Below are 17,395 nucleotides of genomic sequence, written 5' to 3'. Positions count from 1 at the left end.
TTATTATACTCTGATTTCTATATTTTTCAATAGTTTTATAAAAAAATTAATAATTATACTTAAATGCGGGTTCAAAAACTCCGGTTTTCAGTACCGAGAAGATGGAATGAAGCTAGAAATGGAGTAGCGGAGCGTAGGCAAACTACGTGAGCAACTACAATGTTTCCGAAGGAAACATACTTCGTAAGCTTATGCTTATTAGGCTGAATTCCATATTCGATGTTGATGATGCCACTAGGCATCATTCGTAATCAAAGGCGATAAATGTACTTTTCAGTGTTATTCTCATACTTCAGTCCCTTTGAGAATATGATAGCTTGAACCAGGTTATATTGAGGAGATTGGGACATTTAGAGTAAGATTAACATCAGACATTTTCAATGTCAGAATTGCTGGGTAATCTTTTGCATACATACATTTCAATGATCCATTGAAGGAGAGAATCGTCATGAGACAGCTTTTATCAGCCCTATCCTATTTCAGTATTTTCTTTGCCCCGTTCTTGTTTCCGATCATTATATGGATTGTTGCCAAGGATGATTACATTGAGGGACATGCAAAACGCGCCTTATTCTCACATGTATTCCCCTTTCTCGCTGCCATTCCGTTATTTTATTTCTTCGTGACTGCGCATAGTCTGGGTTCCGCCGTTGGGTTTGTCATTCTATTCTTTGTGATTTACGGATTAAGCTTTGTGTACAATGTGGTTAAAGGGATTCAAGTACTGCGCGAGTATGCTTGATCACATCTCCACCTGATCTGACCATCGCATAACAAAACCCGCCGTTCAACAACGGCGGGTTTTTCCAGTTACAGATACAGTCAGAGCAACCAGCAACAGGTCACATCTACATATAGCTCAACATCGAACTCTATCCCACTATCGCCACATGTGTTGCTGGAGCGTTACCTGTTAAGCCTGCCCGATCAGATAACGCTGAAGTGTTGGACCAAGCAAACCAAAGGAAAACAACTCACTTTGAAACCGAGCTTTATCTTCTTCTACTGTCATACCTTCGCTGTTCTCAAATGCGGTATCTGTCGCCTCTTCAAACGCAGTATGCATATTATTGTTATACCAGTCGATCGCCGAATCGGAGTGATTGCGTACAATCCGAACAACTTCCAGCGAATTTCCGGGCTGTGTTGAAGCCACGTATACAAGTAACGATGGATCTCCGGCATTTCCAGGCTGCACTTCAACCTCTGCACAAGACAATCCATCCACCTCGGTTAATCTGCGTATTTTGGCATCTTGAATGGCATACATTCGTCATCGCGCTCCTTTTCCTTTGTGCTTATCATGTACTTTGTTCAATCTGGTATCGTGTCTCTGGTGTGCCCAATCGGTAAATCTCTCGATACACCTGTTGTAATACCGTTTCATAAGCTCGGTTTACGGACTCCTCCGGTGTATCTGGCCATGGGAATACCATGCCAGGAAAGGCCTCTTCCTCCTTTTCCTGCATGAGGCTCAGCAGTCCCAGTAATTGCTCCGCTTCCTGCGGCGTTGCCTGAATGATCCATTCATATGATGTTACCGACGGATCCGGAATAACGGAGCGGCCCATGACAGACACATAATACTTCATACTGTCCATTGCATGTTCTCTCCTTCACAGGCATGTTGAGGCAGTTGTCCCTAGAACTAGTTTCCGAAGAGGACAGACATTTTATGCCTACTTTCGGCATATATTTGTTACGACCTCTGACGAAAAGACAACATTTGCTGGTTGCCAGTAACTAAGCAGCCATACGGATGAATGACTCGACCAAGAAAGGATGAACAAACCATGTGCGGTATTACCGGCTTCATACAGTGGAATCGGGATTTGACCCAGGAATCAGAGCTGCTGGTCCGTATGACGGATAGCTTGTCGAACCGGGGGCCCGACGCTTCAGGTACATGGATCTCCAATCCTTGTGCCTTTGGACATCGGCGTCTTAGTGTAATGGACCCCGAGAACGGCGCACAGCCCATGCATGCGTTACAGGGAGATACCTCCTATACCGTCGTGTATAACGGAGAACTATACAATGCACCCGAGTTGAAAAAGGAATTGCTCCAGCGGGGGCATCAGTTCCGCACGCAATGTGATACGGAAGTGTTGCTCGCCTCTTATATTGAGTGGGGACCGGCATGTGTTGACCGGTTTAACGGTATTTTTGCTTTTGCCATATGGGATGGGGGACGCGAACAGGTTTTTATCGCACGAGATCGCCTTGGCGTGAAACCTCTGTTCTACAGTAATAACAAAGACACTCTCGTATTTGGTTCAGAGCCCAAAGCTCTGCTTATTCACCCTGATGTGGAAGCCGCTGTTGGCCCGGAAGGATTGGCCGAAGTGTTTATCGTAGGGCCTGCACGGACACCAGGACACGGCGTATACTCTTCACTAAGCGAACTCAAGCCTGCGCACGCGCTGATCTATAACCGAAACGGTATCCGAACCTATGCCTACTGGAAACTGGAAAGCCAGAACCACGAACATAACCTGGAAGAGACGGCAGCAGAGGTACGCTCTCTCTTGCAAGATACACTGGAGCGCCAGTTGGCTTCGGATGTTCCAGTATGCTCTCTTTTATCAGGAGGACTGGACTCCAGCGCCTTGTCTGCATTAGCCGTTGATTATTACAAGCGAACCGGGCAAGGCCAAATCAGTACGTATTCTGTCGATTATGTGGATAACGCCAAGCATTTCCAGGCGCATTCCTTTCAGCCGGGTGCAGATGGACCCTGGATTAAGCGAATGGTGGATGAACTCAAGACCGACCATCACTGGATTGAAATTGAGAACGGAGAACTGATTCATGCACTGACACAGGCCATGTTAGTCAGGGATCTGCCAGGTATGGCAGATGTAGACTCCTCGCTCTATTTGTTCTGTAAAGAAATCAAAAAAGGGGCCACCGTTGCCATTTCAGGCGAAGCAGCGGATGAAGTGTTTGGCGGTTACCCCTGGTTCCATCGAGAAGATATGCTGAACTCCGGTACGTTTCCGTGGTCTGTAGCACCTGATATGCGAGCAGCGTTGTTATCCCCGGATATTCGGGAATGGATTCGGCCACTCGATTATTTGGCAGACCGCTATTCGGATGCAGTGGCTGAAGTGCCTCTGTTGGATGGGGAAACAGGTAAAGCTGCACAAATGCGGGTGATGTCCTACCTGAATATTACACGTTTCATGCCTACACTTCTGGATCGCAAAGACCGGATGAGCATGGGGGCAGGACTGGAAGTGCGGGTACCTTACTGTGACCATCGTCTGATCCAGTATGTGTTTAACATCCCTTGGGAAATGAAAATAACGGGCGGACGGGAAAAAGGTATTCTGCGTAAAGCACTCGAAGGTGTCCTGCCTGACGATGTGTTATATCGCAAAAAGAGTCCGTATCCGAAAACACATAATCCGCAATATCTGGCCGCGGTCAAACAGCAGGTACTTGATATCCTGGATGATCCCACTTCGCCGATTTTGCCTTTGATCGACAAAACTCAGATCCGCAATCTTGCGTCTTCACCAGATGCAGCTTCCAATCTTCCCTGGTTCGGACAGTTAATGTCTGGGCCACAGTTATTTGCATATCTGACTCAGATCAATACCTGGTTGCGGACATATAAAGTCGCTATTCGTTAAGATCATGTTATGCATTGATTCAACATGATGAATTATTTAAGGGTGCCCAAACAGTAACTACTGTGTTTGGACACCCTTTTATTACTTTTTTATAAGAATCTCTGTACGTATGCGCTCGTTCTTCATCCACATTCCACTCAGTTCGATTTATTGCACTTTGAAACGACTGACGGTCTGTTGCAACTGTTCTGCCATCAAGGAGAGATCATTGGCTGCGGAAGCAATCTCCTGCATCGCAGACAACTGCTCCTCAGAAGATGCACTCACTTCTTCTGTTCCGGCGGCCCCCGTTTCGGTCACTTCCATGATTGTTTTCATAGACCTATTAATCTGTTCTACCCCTGTTGACATTTGCTCAATTGAAGCAGAGACTTCCTGTGTTTGCCCCGCTACGCCCCCAACCGCCTCACGAATTTCATCAAATGTGGCTCCCGCCTGGTGAACAAGTGTAATCCCCTCTTGAACCTCTGCGGATACAACCACCATAGATTCAGCAGCATTTCGCATTCCCTTCTCAATCGATGCCACCAATGGAACAATTTGATTAGCAGAAAGCGCAGACTGCTCAGACAGCTTCCGAACCTCTGTAGCAACAACCTGAAACCCTCTTCCCTGTTCGCCAGCTCGTGCAGCCTCAATAGCAGCATTAAGGGATAGGAGATTCGTCTGTGCTGATATTTCCGAGATGCTGTCCACCATTTTCACAATATCCTGAGAGTGTCTGCTCAGTTCCTGGATCACGACCGACAGATTCGACACCGTCCCTTGTATAGAATTCATTTGACCTATCGCAGACTGAACTGACTCGCTACCCGATATTGTTTTTACGGAGACTTTGGTAGCTTCTTCAGACATATGGAGTGTGTTCTCCGTAACTTGTTGAAAGCCTGTCGTTAACTCATTCATCGTCTGGAATCCATCACTCGCCATTCGAACCTGTGTATCCATACCTGTTGCAATCTCACCCATTGTGATGGCTACTTGCTCTGTGGCGGTTGCTGTCTGTTCGGTGCTTGCCGTCAACTCTTCTGAAGAGGCAGCTACCCGTTCTGCACTGTCGCCTACCTGATGAATGAGTGTACGCAAATTGGCAGACATGATATTAAAGGCTTGGGCGAGATCACCAATCTCATCCTTGTTACGGACCACAATAGGCTCACCAGTCAGATCTCCGTCTGCAATCCGGCTCGCGGATTGGGCAATAGCAGCAACAGGCAAGGATATCATTCTGCCAATGACATACGCCACAAGTGCCCCAATTAGAAGAGAAGCCACTCCAATAATTGCAATCCACCTAAGGACCTGCACAATCTGAAGATTAGCCTCCACAACGCCTGAGTTCATGGCATCTTGTTGATGTGTTTCCATACCTTCCACAATTGCTTCAAATTCAGAGATCAGACTTGGGGCTGTATCCTTCAGTAATCTTGAGATTTCACTGTTATTCCCCTGTCTTGTCAATGTCATAATCTGCTGCGCAAGTTCATAATATTGGCTCATCGCTTCATCCGATCGTGAAAGGTAATCTTTCATCTTTGAACTTGAAACTGATGATTTTAATTCTTCATTTAATGCTATGTAATCTTCATAAGCTTTATTAAATGCCTGTTCGTTCTCCGCACTGTCTTCCAGAATATAATTTCTCAAAGCAATCTGCTGTGATTTAAGATCAATCGACATATTTTTAATGAGTAATAGTTTGCTTGTTCTATCATTAATTAATTCTGTATACGTTTTCTCAACGGCTATAAACTGCGTATATGTTATAACCGTTATAGCCACCAATAATAACAGCACAGATGAGAAACCCATAAGTAATTTACGGCTAATTGAGATTTTTTTCATGTGTACTCCCCCGAAAGTTCAGATAACGTGCATGATACTTCCTACATCCGCCCTCCTTTCAATTAAATTGAGACTTTAGACCCAATTAAAAGTATAATTCGCGATTATATGTACAAATACTATTCATAACAGGGTCTTTTTTCCTATTCATACTAACCCATAAAATATAAAATTTGAATCATAAACTTAAAATATTATTTTTCAAAATTGTCAAGGCCCTTTTAATAAAGAACACAAACACTAACTCTAGTCCGGTAAAACAAAAAAAACACCTTCCAGAAGGCAAGTCCAAACCAAAGGTCTGATCCTGCCTATACTAAAAGATGCGTTTGAAGTTACGCTGATATGTGGTTTAGAAACGGATAAACCTATTCCAGCTCACAGTGGAATAGCTAAATATGAAATGCCGGTCAACGAATCAATACCGGATTACGTTCAAGCAACCCGCTGCCAAACGTTTCCCTGAACGGGGAATCCTCCATATGGATATAACCGATGTAACAGCCACATTTTTTCATGCGACAGGGCCGATCCTCAGACAAAGCCTGCAAACCATCGCGATATAGATGTCCAATGATTCGACGATCCTTGTAACACCTCTTCACATGCCCGGACCCCTGTACATAAAATACTTCCGAACCGGCAGCACATCGTTTGCCCAAGCTCTCATAATCCTGCAGATTACCTTCAAAAAGCGGATCAAGCCCACGTAAAAACTGAATTTCCTCTGGAGTGTAATACTTGGGCCGATCTTTGAAGGCATTAACCCACATATACACATCATCCGGCAAAGCCTGTCTCATGGACTCAATTGAGGGGAAAGCACTACGGAGTCCGACAGTACCGACACTAAAAGCAAGTCCCATCTGACGCAAGGTCAGACATTGTTTAACAAAAGAAGCCTCTTTTGTCTCACGAGGATGATACGTCGCCCAAAAGGCTGCTTTGTTCGCATCCAGCTCCCTCGCCCAATCCAGCTTGACGGACAGGTTGGTTTGAATTGCAACTTTATCCACATGTGGCATATGTGACAGCTCAACCATCGCTTCCCGGTACCAACGACGCACCAAAGCTTCACCGTAGGGATTGAAGAAAATCGAAAATTGATGCCCAGCACCCTCTTGCTCCCTGACCCAATTCACAAATTGACGCAATTGTTGTTCATCCACTTCCAACGTCTCTTTGGAATCCACGGTTTTGCTAAAAGGACAGTAGGGACAGTCGTAATTACAGGAAGACAGCTTCCCCCGATAATACAAAGTCGCTCTCATGAGAAAACAAACCCTTCCATCTGTTCACGGATTTCGGCAGATATAAGCCAATCTCCAATCGCATCGGAGTAACCTAGTCCTTCTTCTGTCAGACGCAGCACCTGCTTGTCCTCATCACTCTCCAACTCCGCCATGCCCTCTGTCAACAGTTCAGCCAACCAGACATAGTCGGACATCACATCGGTACCAAAGCGCTGTTGGTAGTCAGACAACGTCAATCCCTCGCGATGCAGCAAGGCTTTCAGAATAAAGCGACGTCTCTGTTCCTCACGGCTTAACACGATACCATAATCCGCCACATCGTAGCGCTCGGTCGCTACATAATCGGCAATGATGCTCTGTGTGGCCTTGTAACTCACGCCGTACTTGGAAGCATAATGTACTTCACTCGTATAAGATCGTGCGCCACATCCCAGTCCAACCATGCCTTCCTCCTGACAGCTGTATGGCAGAAGTGCTTTCGAGGACGACTGTTCTTTGGCAAATCTGCGCATCGAATATTGCACATAACCTTTACTTTTTAAAGTCTCACGTGCAGCTTTATACAGTTCCATCCGAATATCAGGTCCCTGACGGCGAATGTCATCAGGCTTCACGATTGTATTTTCCCGTGTATACAAGGGATAGATAAAAATTTCGCCCGGTTCGTAAGCCAGAACTCTTTCCAATGAATAGATCCACGATTCCACCGTTTGACCCGGCAAACCATAGATCAGATCCAGATTTAACAATGGGAAATCATACCGAGTAAGCTTCTCAAGCGCTCGTTCAACTTCCTGCGGTTTTTGTGGACGATAGATGGCAGATGCTTCAGCTTCAATAAAACTCTGGATACCCATACTGACACGATCCACACTTCGTTCCTTCATGATGGCCAGCTTGGCTTCCGTAACGGTATCCGGCGACGTTTCCACCGAAATCGATGCTTGCGCAGGGTCCAGCCCCATCACATGTTCAGCAATATCAAACAGACGATTCAACTGAACCTCATTTAATAATGTAGGCGTTCCCCCACCAATCGCGAACCGCGAATACGGTCTTCGAGATGTAATAGGTGCCCACTGCTTCGCCTGACGTTCCAGCGCATCTACATAGCGTTCATGCGTATCATCCCGTCGATCCGGCAGTGTGAACAGATTACAGAATCCGCAACGAGCAGCACAAAAGGGAATATGCATATATAAAAAATACGTATCGGTATTTTCTCGTTCCCACAGTGGCCCTAACGGCAGTGGTGGGTCAAGCTCCCGATAGGCTGTCTTGTGTGGGTACGAGTATAAGTAAGAACGATAAGGGAATGCCAGTACTTCACTGAGACTTGTAGCTATATTGGATCCGGACTGTGTGGAATGGCCTGTTGTTGTATGTTGTATATGTTTCTCCATCGGTTTCCTCCTGTCTCCGGTTGTTGTCCTCATAAGATCAATACATTCTATACTAAAAATTCACGGTAAGGCACCGTCCAGACGACATCATGTGCAAGCCGGTGTCCTTGATACCCGTCTTCACCGTAAGCTGTACCATGATCGGAAAAAGCCAGGCAATACGCAGGCCGGGCGCGTTTTCGCATCGCCTCGAACAATGGTCCAAGAGCCTCATCTACATATCGAAGTGCAGCTTTCTGAGTCTCCACCGAATCCTCCTTCGCTCCTTCTACAAAGTAACGATTGGGTCCATGAATGGCAGACACGTTCAAAAACATAAATATCTTTTCATCCGGCGCTGTCTGTTCAAGCAACTTTAATGCATGCTGTACCTGATGCTCTGTTGATTTGGGGTTGGTTACCCCAAAGTTCATTCTCCAGTAGCTCTGTTGGAAATAACCGGGCAATACTTTTGCAAGCGGATTTTTTTTCGTAAAAAAGATGACGCCGCCAATACAGATGGTACGGTAACCTTCAGCTGCGAACCCGGATACGATATCCGGTGTATCAAACAGCCAGGTGTGCGGATGTGTTTTGAGCCCAGTATTTCGGGAATGAAATAGCCTTACATGAGATGCCTTATCTGTATTGGCAGGAGTCGGCATAAAACCACCAAAAAAAGCATGGTGTGCCGCATATGTAAAACTGCCTGGGGTATGACGCTTCTCCCACGGACCCGAACCACACAGATTAGGACAATTCTCCTCTTCCAGCTTGGCTACGTCATAGCGTAACGTATCCAGCGTAATCATTAACAGATCATGGGAGCCCACAATGGTGTTCATATCAGGCATGTTGAATAGGCTCCTCCTTTCGTAAAAGTTCCATTTCCCACTCATAGGTTCCGAGGCCATGATGCTCAACCCTGTATAACAGATCTCCAAATGGATTCACATCCAGCACATAGGCACGCAGATTCGAACCACTAGTAAGCAACACATCAATCCCGGCTGACCACGAGTTGGGAAATGCAGACATGGCTGCTTGCGCTGCCGACCGTATCAGCGACATCCGCTGTTCATCCAGGCCTGCTTCAGCAGGCAGCATACGTTCATTACGCAGATGCAGATTGGTAATTGGCGTATGGCTCAACCGCATAATCGCATGACCTGCCTGTCCACCTGCAACCAGTTGGCGAATATCATAGGCCCGCTGATCAAGCGTGGCTTTGGGCATCCATCGTTCAATCTGTGCACCTTCTACACATAACCAGTTCATCAGCGTAGCAATCTCTTCACTGCGGGTATACTTGCGTAGACGTCCTTCATTGAAGAAAATCGTCTTGCCCCGCGACTGTTCCATTCCCATCGTTGTTACAGCAATTTCATCACCCGTTCGGGGATTGACTTGATAGGCAACAACTCCTGAAGCCCCGGAGCCGTAAGCAAGCTTCACAAACACACGATGCATCTCGGCAGACTTCATTGAGCTACGCAGGTCCATATAATCGCGGATTGGCTGCGAAAATTGCAGCGCCGGAGGTACATCAACTCCATGTGAAGATAGATGTTGCTGACAAGTTCTCTTGTCAAACATCAATTGGATATCGGCGGGATCATTCATGAATCGGACTTCAGACCATATCTCCCGAGACTCACGGCCGATTCGATCCAGACATGCTTTCCAGCCACGGAACCACTGGGCGGGAGCGTAGATTCTTCCCCACTCCTGTTCCAGCGCAAGTGCCTGTTCTGCGGAAAATGCTTCTGTACCCATCCCAGCCGTTAATGTTGACGAATCATTCATAGCTCCAAGGAACAGTAGTTCACGCTCCACGTCCCAATCCTCACCAGGAGCATCGATCCGAATCAGGGGTACAGGCAGATTGAAATCTACTGTATCAGCGATGGTTCGTCCGTGTCTCCAATTCTGCAGCAATTGAGCATATGGCAGTACAACCGCAGGTTTCAAACCCAATCTATGCCTAGCCTCTTGCAGCCCTTGTGTTCGTCGGTTATCAGGGTTTCCGATCAATAAAAAAGGCTGATCTTGCGTTAGATCAGGTACATCTATTGGCTGGTGCAGGCTTTCATTCATTTCCTTTACACCTGACATCGACTATTCCGTTAACGATGGATAGCGCCAGTCATCCTCATCACTCTGTTGCTGGTCGCTAACATCTACAGATATACCCGATCGGTTCCAGCGACTGATCATTTCATTGGTCATGTAATGGTAACTTAGATCAAGATGTTTCAGTTTCTTGATCTTGTCACTGGCAAGCAACGCCTCAGCCCCTTCATCGGACAACGTTCCTTGCGATAGATCCAGTACTTCAAGTTGGTCCAGAATAGGTGCTTCAGCTGCTGCTTTGGCAATCTCATCCTGAATTTCACTGTCTTTCAGACCCAAGTAAACCAGCTTTGGAAACAATCCTTTTTCTAGCAAAGGAAGCACATCTTCAAGTGATCCATTGAAACCATAATTATCCACACCCAGGTACAGTTCCAGTTTACGCAATTCAGGCAACTTGGCATGGGTGATTGAAGATAACACTTCTTTCGGGAGACCACCACAAATAATAATCAATTCTTCAAGCTTGGCATGCTGGAGTGGTTCCAGACTGAGGCCGCTACTGCCCATTACAGAGAATGATTTTAATTCTGGAAAAGCACCTAACAGTGGTGTGAGATTTGTCTGGATAATCCACGATACTTCACATTCTTCGAATCCCATATCTCCAATAAACAGTTTCTTCAATGACGGAAAGCTTGGAGCAGACTCGACAAGCGTACCTATGAACTCGTCAGGCGAATTTTCATAAGCCTGTCCCCAATCTCCGATGACCAGACTTTCCAATGAGCTAGCCTCCGGTTTAGCTGCCAGTTCCTTAATTAATTTTTCCATACGAATGCCGTCCTCATAATCATCGTAAGATACAACAAGCTTCACTTCTTGCATGAGTAGATCCCTCCGTTTAAGGTTCATATGTGATTCGTTAGTTTGAATGTTAACCCATACCACACAAGGCTTGCAACTTCTTCCAACTCCAGTCCCAATGAGATTCCCAATCGTGCAATGTAAACCATTTCTCATGTAGGTACAAGAACATACGTTCTGATGTGTAGTCGCAGAAATAGCTATCTTCAATTAGGTATATGGATGGACCCTCACCAAACCCGATCAAACACTTCATTTCATAGAAAAAGCGTTAATGGCGGATGAAGCATCCCATCGGAATGCTTCTGTCCTTCCATTAACGCTTTGATGTTCACATATCATGAAGTTAAATCAAGATGTTTCATTTAGTCTTAGCCTTCAAGTCTGGATACAAGCGCTCTCAGCGCATGACCACGGTGACTAATCGCCTGTTTTTGCTCAAGCGTCAGCTCTGCCATCGTCATCTCGTATTCAGGTACATAGAAGAGTGGATCATATCCAAAACCGCCAGCACCTGCAGCTTGAGCCGTAATCCAGCCTTCCGCAGTGCCTTCTGATTCATACTTATCACCTGTTGTCGGATCGTACAGGACCAGCGCACAAACGAAACGAGCCGGACTTAGTAGCGGCTGCTCGGTGTCCTCACCGGATTTCAACGATTCCAGCGTCTCCAGCAACTTCGCATTATTCTGTGCATCCGTTGCTCCTTCGCCTGCATATCTCGCTGAATATACTCCCGGCTCACCATCCAACAGGTCTACACATAAACCTGAATCATCTGCCAGAACGGGCAAACCAAGCGCATCACCAACCGCTTTGGCTTTCTTCCAGGCATTCTCCGCAAACGTTACGCCATCTTCTACGACATCCGGTAGCTCCGGATAGTCAAACATACTCTTAACCTCTTTGCCAAGCGGTGCGAAAGCATGAGCGAATTCACGGACTTTCCCCGCATTGCGGGTTGCAACAATGAGGATTGGGCTGTCCAAACTCATCTTAGGCTTCCCCTAATCCACGCGCGCCGATCTTGAGCGCAATCGGTCCAAGCACTTCTTTTTGACGCTCAATCATCTCCAAAATCCCCTGCTCGCCCAGTTCCAACATGGCGTTCAGCTCACGGCGATCAAATGGCGCTTCCTCACCTGTTCCCTGAAGCTCGACGTATTTACCGCCGCCTGTCATCACCAAGTTCATGTCCACCTTGGCTTTGGAATCTTCATCATAGTTCAGATCCAGTACAGGCTGTTCACCCACAACACCAACACTTACTGCGGCAATGAAATCCGTAATCGGGAACACTTGCAGTTTGTGCTGTTGGGAGATCTTGTTCACGGCAAGCGCCAGCGCTACAAACGCACCGGTAATGGACGTTGTGCGTGTGCCTCCGTCAGCTTGAATAACATCACAGTCCAAGGTAATCGTACGCTCACCAAGAGCCTGCAGATTAACTACCGAGCGCAGTGCCCGACCAATCAGACGCTGGATTTCCATGGTGCGTCCAGTTAATTTGCCACGATTGGCTTCACGTTGGTTCCGAGTATGTGTTGCACGTGGCAACATGGAATATTCAGCTGTTACCCAGCCTTTACCCTGCCCTTTCATAAAGGGAGGTACACGTTCCTCTACTGTAGCTGTACAGATCACCTTTGTATCTCCAACTTCAATCAGTACAGAGCCCTCGGCGTATTTATTCGTGTTCACTGTTAAATTCAGCGGGCGCAGCTGTTCGCTGGTTCGTCCGTTTGATCTCATATTTTCTGCCTCCTACGACTTAAGCATCCTGTAATGTTGAACTTATTCACACTTTTAGAGATTGTTCAAAAAGCTCGCTTTTGATTACGAAAAATGCCTTAAGGCATCATCAGCATCGAATATGGAATTCAGCCGAAATGTCCGTTGCTCACGTAGTTTGCCTACGCTCCGCTACTCCATTTCTAGCTTCATCCCATCTTCTCGGTACTGAAAACCGATCTTTTTGAACACGTATTTTTACGAATCCCTTATATTTTACCAAAGAGTTCGGTTAAAAGCATCCTTAAGCATTCCTTGGTCATTAAATCGGAATTTCGTTGATATATTCAGGCTTGGAAACCGGCGCACTGTAATCCCTGTTGTCGTCACCCATGACCGTTTTTTGGCCGTTCCACTCGATCTGTACTTTGGCATCCTTGCTGGCTGTGTTCTCCGCAGTGGTTAATACGACAGACTGTAACAGCTCGCTTGGCACGATATCCCCTTCGGCAAACATATCATCTTTCAAGGCAACCGTTACCGTACCATCCTCTGCTGTTTTGACCGATTGCAGCTCGGTTCCGCCTGTCATAACCTCTTCCAGTTCTCCACCTTTGTCAGGTCCTTTGATCAGTTCGTTCAATGCTGCCTGCACCCGATCTTCACCAGGTGTAACCAGACGTGTAACCGGAACATAATATTGGATGCCTGCTGGCGAAGCAGCGGAGAAATAGACCGTTACCGGGCTGCTGTTGGTCACAAACGTATCACCCAGATCCAGATTGATTCCCACAGCCCGATTCAGCGGTTCAGGCAACGGCGTGCTGTTCACAGGCATTTGTGTTAACTTTTTGCCATCCACCCAGATCTGCACATTCTCCACATCAGGTGTTCCCGTCAATGTCCACGTGACAGCTTCTAGCATTTTCCGTTCTTCCTTTGCATCATACTTGGCAAAATTACCCGAGAACTCAACAACCGCCAGCTTGTCATCCGCGTGAATCGTTACATTCTGCACAACCGTTCCCTGCGGGAGAACGCCCTGGAATCCTTCAGGCAGCATACCCGCATAGGCCCCGCCTGTGACAAGTGTATCCAGAGCTGTCTTTGGACTGCTTGCGTCTGTTCCAGAAGGAAGTGTCAGGGATACCGGAGCGAGCAGCCCCTGCTGGTCTTGCAGATATACCGTCGTTAACGGGAGCATTGCGAGTGCTCCATTCCCTTCGGCCGCTTGAATCATAGCTGCTTCCTGGATGGGCGGTGGTGGATCAACAGCTTCGGAAGACTGTGCTCCAAACATGCCGCAGCCTGACAATACCATAGGAATACTCAGCAGCGCTGCTGCCGATACCGTACGCAAAGAATGGATCTTTCTCATGATCACGTTCCCCCTCATCATTTTTACAGTTTGTACTACCATGTATACGAGCCTTTGTCCAAAAAATAACTAAAAGATAATAAGAAAAATGTCTATCAACGCACTTTCACGGAAGGCAGACCGTTTTTAGCTGAAATTTTTCATGTGTTAATCGAATTGTTCAACTTCACTGAAACTTATAATTTTATTATCTTAAAGAAACGTAAACCAGGTTAATAACGTATTAGGAAGCAAGAGTAGGGACATTGCTAACTTCAGAGGAGGAATCGCCCATGGAACATCCTGAGCAAGAAAAAATCCCTTACAGCCTGAATAGCCGCAAGGTGGCGGAGGCCACAAGGGAATGGCTGCATAAGCGGGGCGTCACGATCCCTGAGATCGCAGAACTGGTCATGTTATTGCAGCAAAAATATTATCCAGGTCTTACGATGGAAGAATGTATCGAAAATGTGGAGATGGTTCTCCGTAAACGTGAGGTACAGAATGCTGTTCTGACCGGGATTCAGCTTGATATTCTGGCAGAACAGGGGCAACTCATATCTCCTTTGCAGGAGATGATTGAGAACGATGAAGGACTGTATGGCGTGGATGAGATTTTGGCATTCTCAATTGTCAATGTATATGGCAGTATTGGATTTACGAATTATGGTTATGTGGACAAGCTAAAACCAGGGGTGCTTGAACGACTGAATGACAAGAGCCTGGGCCCTGTCCACACGTTCTTCGATGATATTGTCGGTGCGATTGCATCAGCAGCGAGCAGTCGGATCGCCCATCGCAAACAATCCGAGCTTGAAGAAGCACTGGGAGAAAAACCTGTCAGTGATGACGCTGTATAATGTGTAACTCGTTTCATATCTGAGGTCATGTGGAATAATGGACATGTGTATGGATGCTTCGTGAAATAACTGTTCATGGAAATAACTGTTCATGGAAATAACTGTTCATGGAAATAACTGTTCATGGAAATAACTGTTCATGGAAAAAGCGGCCTGATGGCCGCTTTTTTGCATGTGTAACGATACATATTGGATAATCCACATGTTATAATTTCAGATGTTTAGGTCGTACCGTTCCCACCAAACCAAAACCTTCAACCCAATTCTGCTCGGAAGGTGAACCAGATGTTGCACGTTTCGGTCCAATCGTGATTTCCGGGCCTTTACGCTCTCGCAACATGCCACGTAGCACGGTGATACCGAGAATGCTGAGTCCGGTAAATACATATATCATCCGCATGATGATGTTGCCAGAATCCGTTCCGGTAACCATGCCGTGAACCAGCAGACCAATGAACACCGGATAGGACAACATGTGGAACATGAACCACCATTTACGGCCCAGCTTGTTCCGCAGATCACTGGATAACAGGACAATCACTAATCCGTAGAAGGCTAACGTTCCCAGACCACTGCCGATCGGATGTACGGAGGCGGTAAAAGGAATCAGAAGTTCTCCCCAGGTAAATGGGCTGTAATGATCAATATATAACGTTAATGCGTGCACGAGTCCAAGTCCGAAGGCGAGCCAGGTCGTTCGGGTATGCCATTTGAACATGGCTGCTTTTGGTTTGCCTTTGGCCATAGGCATCCCTTGCGCAATACCCAGAAACACACCGGCAAAGAGCAACACATAAGCAGCAATTCCACTAATTCGAATGATATTCCACGTTGGCAGGTAATCTACAATCCATTGTGCCATAACCGGCTCCCCCATATCTGTTAGACTTGTCCTAGATCAGACTGAAGCGATGATCCGGATCAAAACCGGGCCAATGCTCAGCAAGCGTATCCGTATTCCCTCTAAAATAAATACTCCCATCCCGTGTCATCCACAGGACGTCATGCCGATCGTAATGTCGGTTTAACCAGCCCACGGCTTCGGCACTCCCCAGAATGCATACCGTCTTGGCAATGATCTCGCATTGCGAAGCATGCTGTCCCATAACGGTACACTGCAATACGTCCGTATCTGCCGGCTCCATCGTCCGGGGGTCAATGAGGTGGTGTGCAAGGCTTCCATCCGTATTCTGCCATTGTCTGCGGGAAATACCCGAAGTAGCAACAGCTCCTCGCTGTAAACGGATCGCTCCCGACACAGCACCCTGATTTTGCAAAGGATCTGCTACTTCTAAGGTCCACTGGGGATGGTCTGATGTGCCCCATACTTGGATATCTCCACCCGCGTTAATCAGACCCGCTGGAATATGCAATGTTCGCTGCAACCAGTCTGCGATACGCTCCACTGCCCAGCCCTTAACAATGCCTCCCAGGTCTAACTCAGCTCCGGGGTCCAGATGAACCATCCGGCTACCTTCCCGCTGAATCCAGCTCGGACGGCTGTGGTCATGTCGATCTTCCATCCAGCTTGATGATTCAGGTGTTCTCGTTCGCAATATGCGTTCAATTAATGGACGTTGCAATTGTCGTTGCTGCACCTTCTCGAAGCTTAGATCATATCCCGAAGCCTGAAGAGCCTGCGAGATACCCGGTTGAAAAATCCCTTCGGTCAGGCCAATATATCCATAGGCCAAACTCAAAACTTCATCCATCGCAGCGGAGATGGGCATCCATCCGGTTGAACCATTCAGACGATTTAGTTCACTGTCTGCAACAAATCGGCTGAAGCGCTGCTCCTGCGTCTCAAACCAATTCTTCACCACGGTTGCTGCATGTTCAGCTTCTTCCCGCCCAGCGGACAGTTGCACTTCAACATCCGTGTTCATCGCACGGAATTGAAATCGGAGCGGACGAGCAACTTGCTCCGTGCGGCTCATGATGCACCTGTACGTGACTGATAGTTGCCACTGCTGTATCCGGAGTCTGTACCCTGGTTATTTTGCCCGATACGCTGAGAATCTGAATAATTCCCCTCGTTACTCGAGCTCTGATCTGGCCGAGCTGCTTGTGTGCTATCGGATGTTCCATTATATTGACTATCATTATTGTCATTGTCCTGCGTGTTCCAGTTGTTGCTGTCCGTTGTACTGTTGATCCATTCATCCATCACATCATCATGCGTATCCACTTGGCTTGAAGCAGTAACGCTTGTATCTGTGCCATTTGCTGCTGCATAGGCCACATCAAAGGCATCCGAAGTTCTTACATATTGAAAAAGTGCAGCCACAGTCAACGTTGCTGCCGCTGAAGCTTGCCATTTTCTCCATTGATTCCGTTTTCTTCTGGTCATCGCTCTTCCCTGCTTTCTTTAGGGTGTGTCTCAAGACAT

General features: G+C 46.9%; 17 protein-coding genes. 3 read left to right on the top strand and 14 right to left on the bottom strand.

Annotated elements, in window-relative coordinates; all coding sequences use genetic code 11:
* Positions 1-448: 448 nt before the first annotated feature.
* On the top strand, positions 449-742 hold the full coding sequence (locus MHI01_RS25065) for a DUF4870 domain-containing protein (protein ID WP_017692583.1): 294 nt from the start codon (positions 449-451) through the stop codon (positions 740-742).
* 171 nt (positions 743-913) lie between these two features.
* Here the strand turns inward: MHI01_RS25065 and MHI01_RS25060 are convergent, their stop codons facing one another.
* Both MHI01_RS25060 and MHI01_RS25055 read right to left on the bottom strand, forming a co-directional pair.
* The gene (locus tag MHI01_RS25060) at positions 914-1,270 is read right to left on the bottom strand and encodes a hypothetical protein (RefSeq protein ID WP_036605881.1); all 357 of its coding nucleotides are present in this window, start codon (positions 1,268-1,270) and stop codon (positions 914-916) included.
* A gap of 31 nt (positions 1,271-1,301) precedes the next feature.
* On the bottom strand, positions 1,302-1,601 hold the full coding sequence (locus MHI01_RS25055; RefSeq protein ID WP_017692581.1) for a hypothetical protein: 300 nt from the start codon (positions 1,599-1,601) through the stop codon (positions 1,302-1,304).
* A 192-nt stretch (positions 1,602-1,793) separates the two neighbouring features.
* On the opposite strand from MHI01_RS25055, the gene asnB reads away from it, so the two are divergent.
* Entirely contained in the window at positions 1,794-3,638 is a 1,845-nt protein-coding gene (asnB, locus tag MHI01_RS25050; RefSeq protein ID WP_036673522.1) for an asparagine synthase (glutamine-hydrolyzing), read from the top strand.
* Positions 3,639-3,785: 147 nt separating this feature from the next.
* Here the strand turns inward: asnB and MHI01_RS25045 are convergent, their stop codons facing one another.
* The 9 genes from MHI01_RS25045 to MHI01_RS25005 form a co-directional block, all read right to left on the bottom strand.
* Positions 3,786-5,483, bottom strand: a complete 1,698-nt coding sequence (locus MHI01_RS25045; protein ID WP_340984353.1) for a methyl-accepting chemotaxis protein — start codon at positions 5,481-5,483, stop codon at positions 3,786-3,788.
* A gap of 410 nt (positions 5,484-5,893) precedes the next feature.
* Positions 5,894-6,754: an STM4011 family radical SAM protein gene (locus MHI01_RS25040; protein ID WP_340984352.1), complete on the bottom strand. Its 861-nt coding sequence runs from the start codon at positions 6,752-6,754 to the stop codon at positions 5,894-5,896.
* Positions 6,751-8,139, bottom strand: a complete 1,389-nt coding sequence (locus MHI01_RS25035) for an STM4012 family radical SAM protein (protein WP_036673517.1) — start codon at positions 8,137-8,139, stop codon at positions 6,751-6,753. The genes MHI01_RS25040 and MHI01_RS25035 overlap by 4 nt, the downstream gene beginning before the upstream one ends.
* 47 nt (positions 8,140-8,186) lie before the next feature.
* On the bottom strand, positions 8,187-8,972 hold the full coding sequence (locus MHI01_RS25030) for an STM4013/SEN3800 family hydrolase (protein WP_340984351.1): 786 nt from the start codon (positions 8,970-8,972) through the stop codon (positions 8,187-8,189).
* Complete coding sequence (locus tag MHI01_RS25025) at positions 8,965-10,215, bottom strand: STM4014 family protein (protein WP_200869435.1); 1,251 nt, start codon at positions 10,213-10,215, stop codon at positions 8,965-8,967. The genes MHI01_RS25030 and MHI01_RS25025 overlap by 8 nt, the downstream gene beginning before the upstream one ends.
* A 21-nt stretch (positions 10,216-10,236) precedes the next feature.
* The gene (locus tag MHI01_RS25020) at positions 10,237-11,079 is read right to left on the bottom strand and encodes an STM4015 family protein (RefSeq protein WP_211084587.1); all 843 of its coding nucleotides are present in this window, start codon (positions 11,077-11,079) and stop codon (positions 10,237-10,239) included.
* 350 nt (positions 11,080-11,429) lie between these two features.
* Positions 11,430-12,053, bottom strand: a complete 624-nt coding sequence (locus MHI01_RS25015) for an XTP/dITP diphosphatase (protein WP_017692573.1) — start codon at positions 12,051-12,053, stop codon at positions 11,430-11,432.
* A 1-nt stretch (position 12,054) separates the two neighbouring features.
* Positions 12,055-12,810 (bottom strand): ribonuclease PH, encoded by a 756-nt coding sequence (rph, locus tag MHI01_RS25010; protein WP_017692572.1) that lies wholly within the window; start codon positions 12,808-12,810, stop codon positions 12,055-12,057.
* Positions 12,811-13,111: 301 nt separating this feature from the next.
* Positions 13,112-14,167, bottom strand: a complete 1,056-nt coding sequence (locus tag MHI01_RS25005) for a GerMN domain-containing protein (RefSeq protein ID WP_047841205.1) — start codon at positions 14,165-14,167, stop codon at positions 13,112-13,114.
* A 272-nt stretch (positions 14,168-14,439) separates the two neighbouring features.
* Between MHI01_RS25005 and MHI01_RS25000 the strand changes: the two genes are divergently transcribed.
* Complete coding sequence (locus tag MHI01_RS25000) at positions 14,440-15,006, top strand: phosphatidylglycerophosphatase A family protein (RefSeq protein WP_017692570.1); 567 nt, start codon at positions 14,440-14,442, stop codon at positions 15,004-15,006.
* Positions 15,007-15,211: 205 nt separating this feature from the next.
* Here MHI01_RS25000 and MHI01_RS24995 read toward each other — a convergent pair whose 3' ends face one another.
* From MHI01_RS24995 to MHI01_RS24985, 3 genes are read right to left on the bottom strand one after another with little or no spacing between them, the layout of a single operon-like run.
* Positions 15,212-15,868, bottom strand: a complete 657-nt coding sequence (locus MHI01_RS24995) for a ferric reductase-like transmembrane domain-containing protein (RefSeq protein WP_340984350.1) — start codon at positions 15,866-15,868, stop codon at positions 15,212-15,214.
* A gap of 31 nt (positions 15,869-15,899) precedes the next feature.
* Positions 15,900-16,943, bottom strand: coding sequence for an FAD:protein FMN transferase (locus MHI01_RS24990; RefSeq protein ID WP_340984349.1), 1,044 nt, complete (start codon positions 16,941-16,943; stop codon positions 15,900-15,902).
* Positions 16,940-17,356: a hypothetical protein gene (locus MHI01_RS24985; RefSeq protein WP_036605873.1), complete on the bottom strand. Its 417-nt coding sequence runs from the start codon at positions 17,354-17,356 to the stop codon at positions 16,940-16,942. The genes MHI01_RS24990 and MHI01_RS24985 overlap by 4 nt, the downstream gene beginning before the upstream one ends.
* Positions 17,357-17,395 lie beyond the last annotated feature (39 nt).

Source organism: Paenibacillus sp. FSL M7-0656, from assembly GCF_038003225.1.
GTDB lineage: Bacteria > Bacillota > Bacilli > Paenibacillales > Paenibacillaceae > Paenibacillus > Paenibacillus amylolyticus.
Note: the sequence above shows the minus strand (reverse complement) of the source record. Positions and strands in the feature narration are given on the sequence as shown.

Coding starts and splice junctions, on each gene's coding strand:
- MHI01_RS25065 (WP_017692583.1), top strand. CDS start 449: ATGAGACAGCTTTTATCAGCCCTATCCTATTTCAGTATTTTCTTTGCC.
- MHI01_RS25060 (WP_036605881.1), bottom strand. CDS start 1,270: ATGTATGCCATTCAAGATGCCAAAATACGCAGATTAACCGAGGTGGAT.
- MHI01_RS25055 (WP_017692581.1), bottom strand. CDS start 1,601: ATGGACAGTATGAAGTATTATGTGTCTGTCATGGGCCGCTCCGTTATT.
- asnB (WP_036673522.1), top strand. CDS start 1,794: ATGTGCGGTATTACCGGCTTCATACAGTGGAATCGGGATTTGACCCAG.
- MHI01_RS25045 (WP_340984353.1), bottom strand. CDS start 5,483: ATGAAAAAAATCTCAATTAGCCGTAAATTACTTATGGGTTTCTCATCT.
- MHI01_RS25040 (WP_340984352.1), bottom strand. CDS start 6,754: ATGAGAGCGACTTTGTATTATCGGGGGAAGCTGTCTTCCTGTAATTAC.
- MHI01_RS25035 (WP_036673517.1), bottom strand. CDS start 8,139: ATGGAGAAACATATACAACATACAACAACAGGCCATTCCACACAGTCC.
- MHI01_RS25030 (WP_340984351.1), bottom strand. CDS start 8,972: ATGCCTGATATGAACACCATTGTGGGCTCCCATGATCTGTTAATGATT.
- MHI01_RS25025 (WP_200869435.1), bottom strand. CDS start 10,215: ATGAATGAAAGCCTGCACCAGCCAATAGATGTACCTGATCTAACGCAA.
- MHI01_RS25020 (WP_211084587.1), bottom strand. CDS start 11,079: ATGCAAGAAGTGAAGCTTGTTGTATCTTACGATGATTATGAGGACGGC.
- MHI01_RS25015 (WP_017692573.1), bottom strand. CDS start 12,053: ATGAGTTTGGACAGCCCAATCCTCATTGTTGCAACCCGCAATGCGGGG.
- rph (WP_017692572.1), bottom strand. CDS start 12,810: ATGAGATCAAACGGACGAACCAGCGAACAGCTGCGCCCGCTGAATTTA.
- MHI01_RS25005 (WP_047841205.1), bottom strand. CDS start 14,167: ATGAGAAAGATCCATTCTTTGCGTACGGTATCGGCAGCAGCGCTGCTG.
- MHI01_RS25000 (WP_017692570.1), top strand. CDS start 14,440: ATGGAACATCCTGAGCAAGAAAAAATCCCTTACAGCCTGAATAGCCGC.
- MHI01_RS24995 (WP_340984350.1), bottom strand. CDS start 15,868: ATGGCACAATGGATTGTAGATTACCTGCCAACGTGGAATATCATTCGA.
- MHI01_RS24990 (WP_340984349.1), bottom strand. CDS start 16,943: ATGAGCCGCACGGAGCAAGTTGCTCGTCCGCTCCGATTTCAATTCCGT.
- MHI01_RS24985 (WP_036605873.1), bottom strand. CDS start 17,356: ATGACCAGAAGAAAACGGAATCAATGGAGAAAATGGCAAGCTTCAGCG.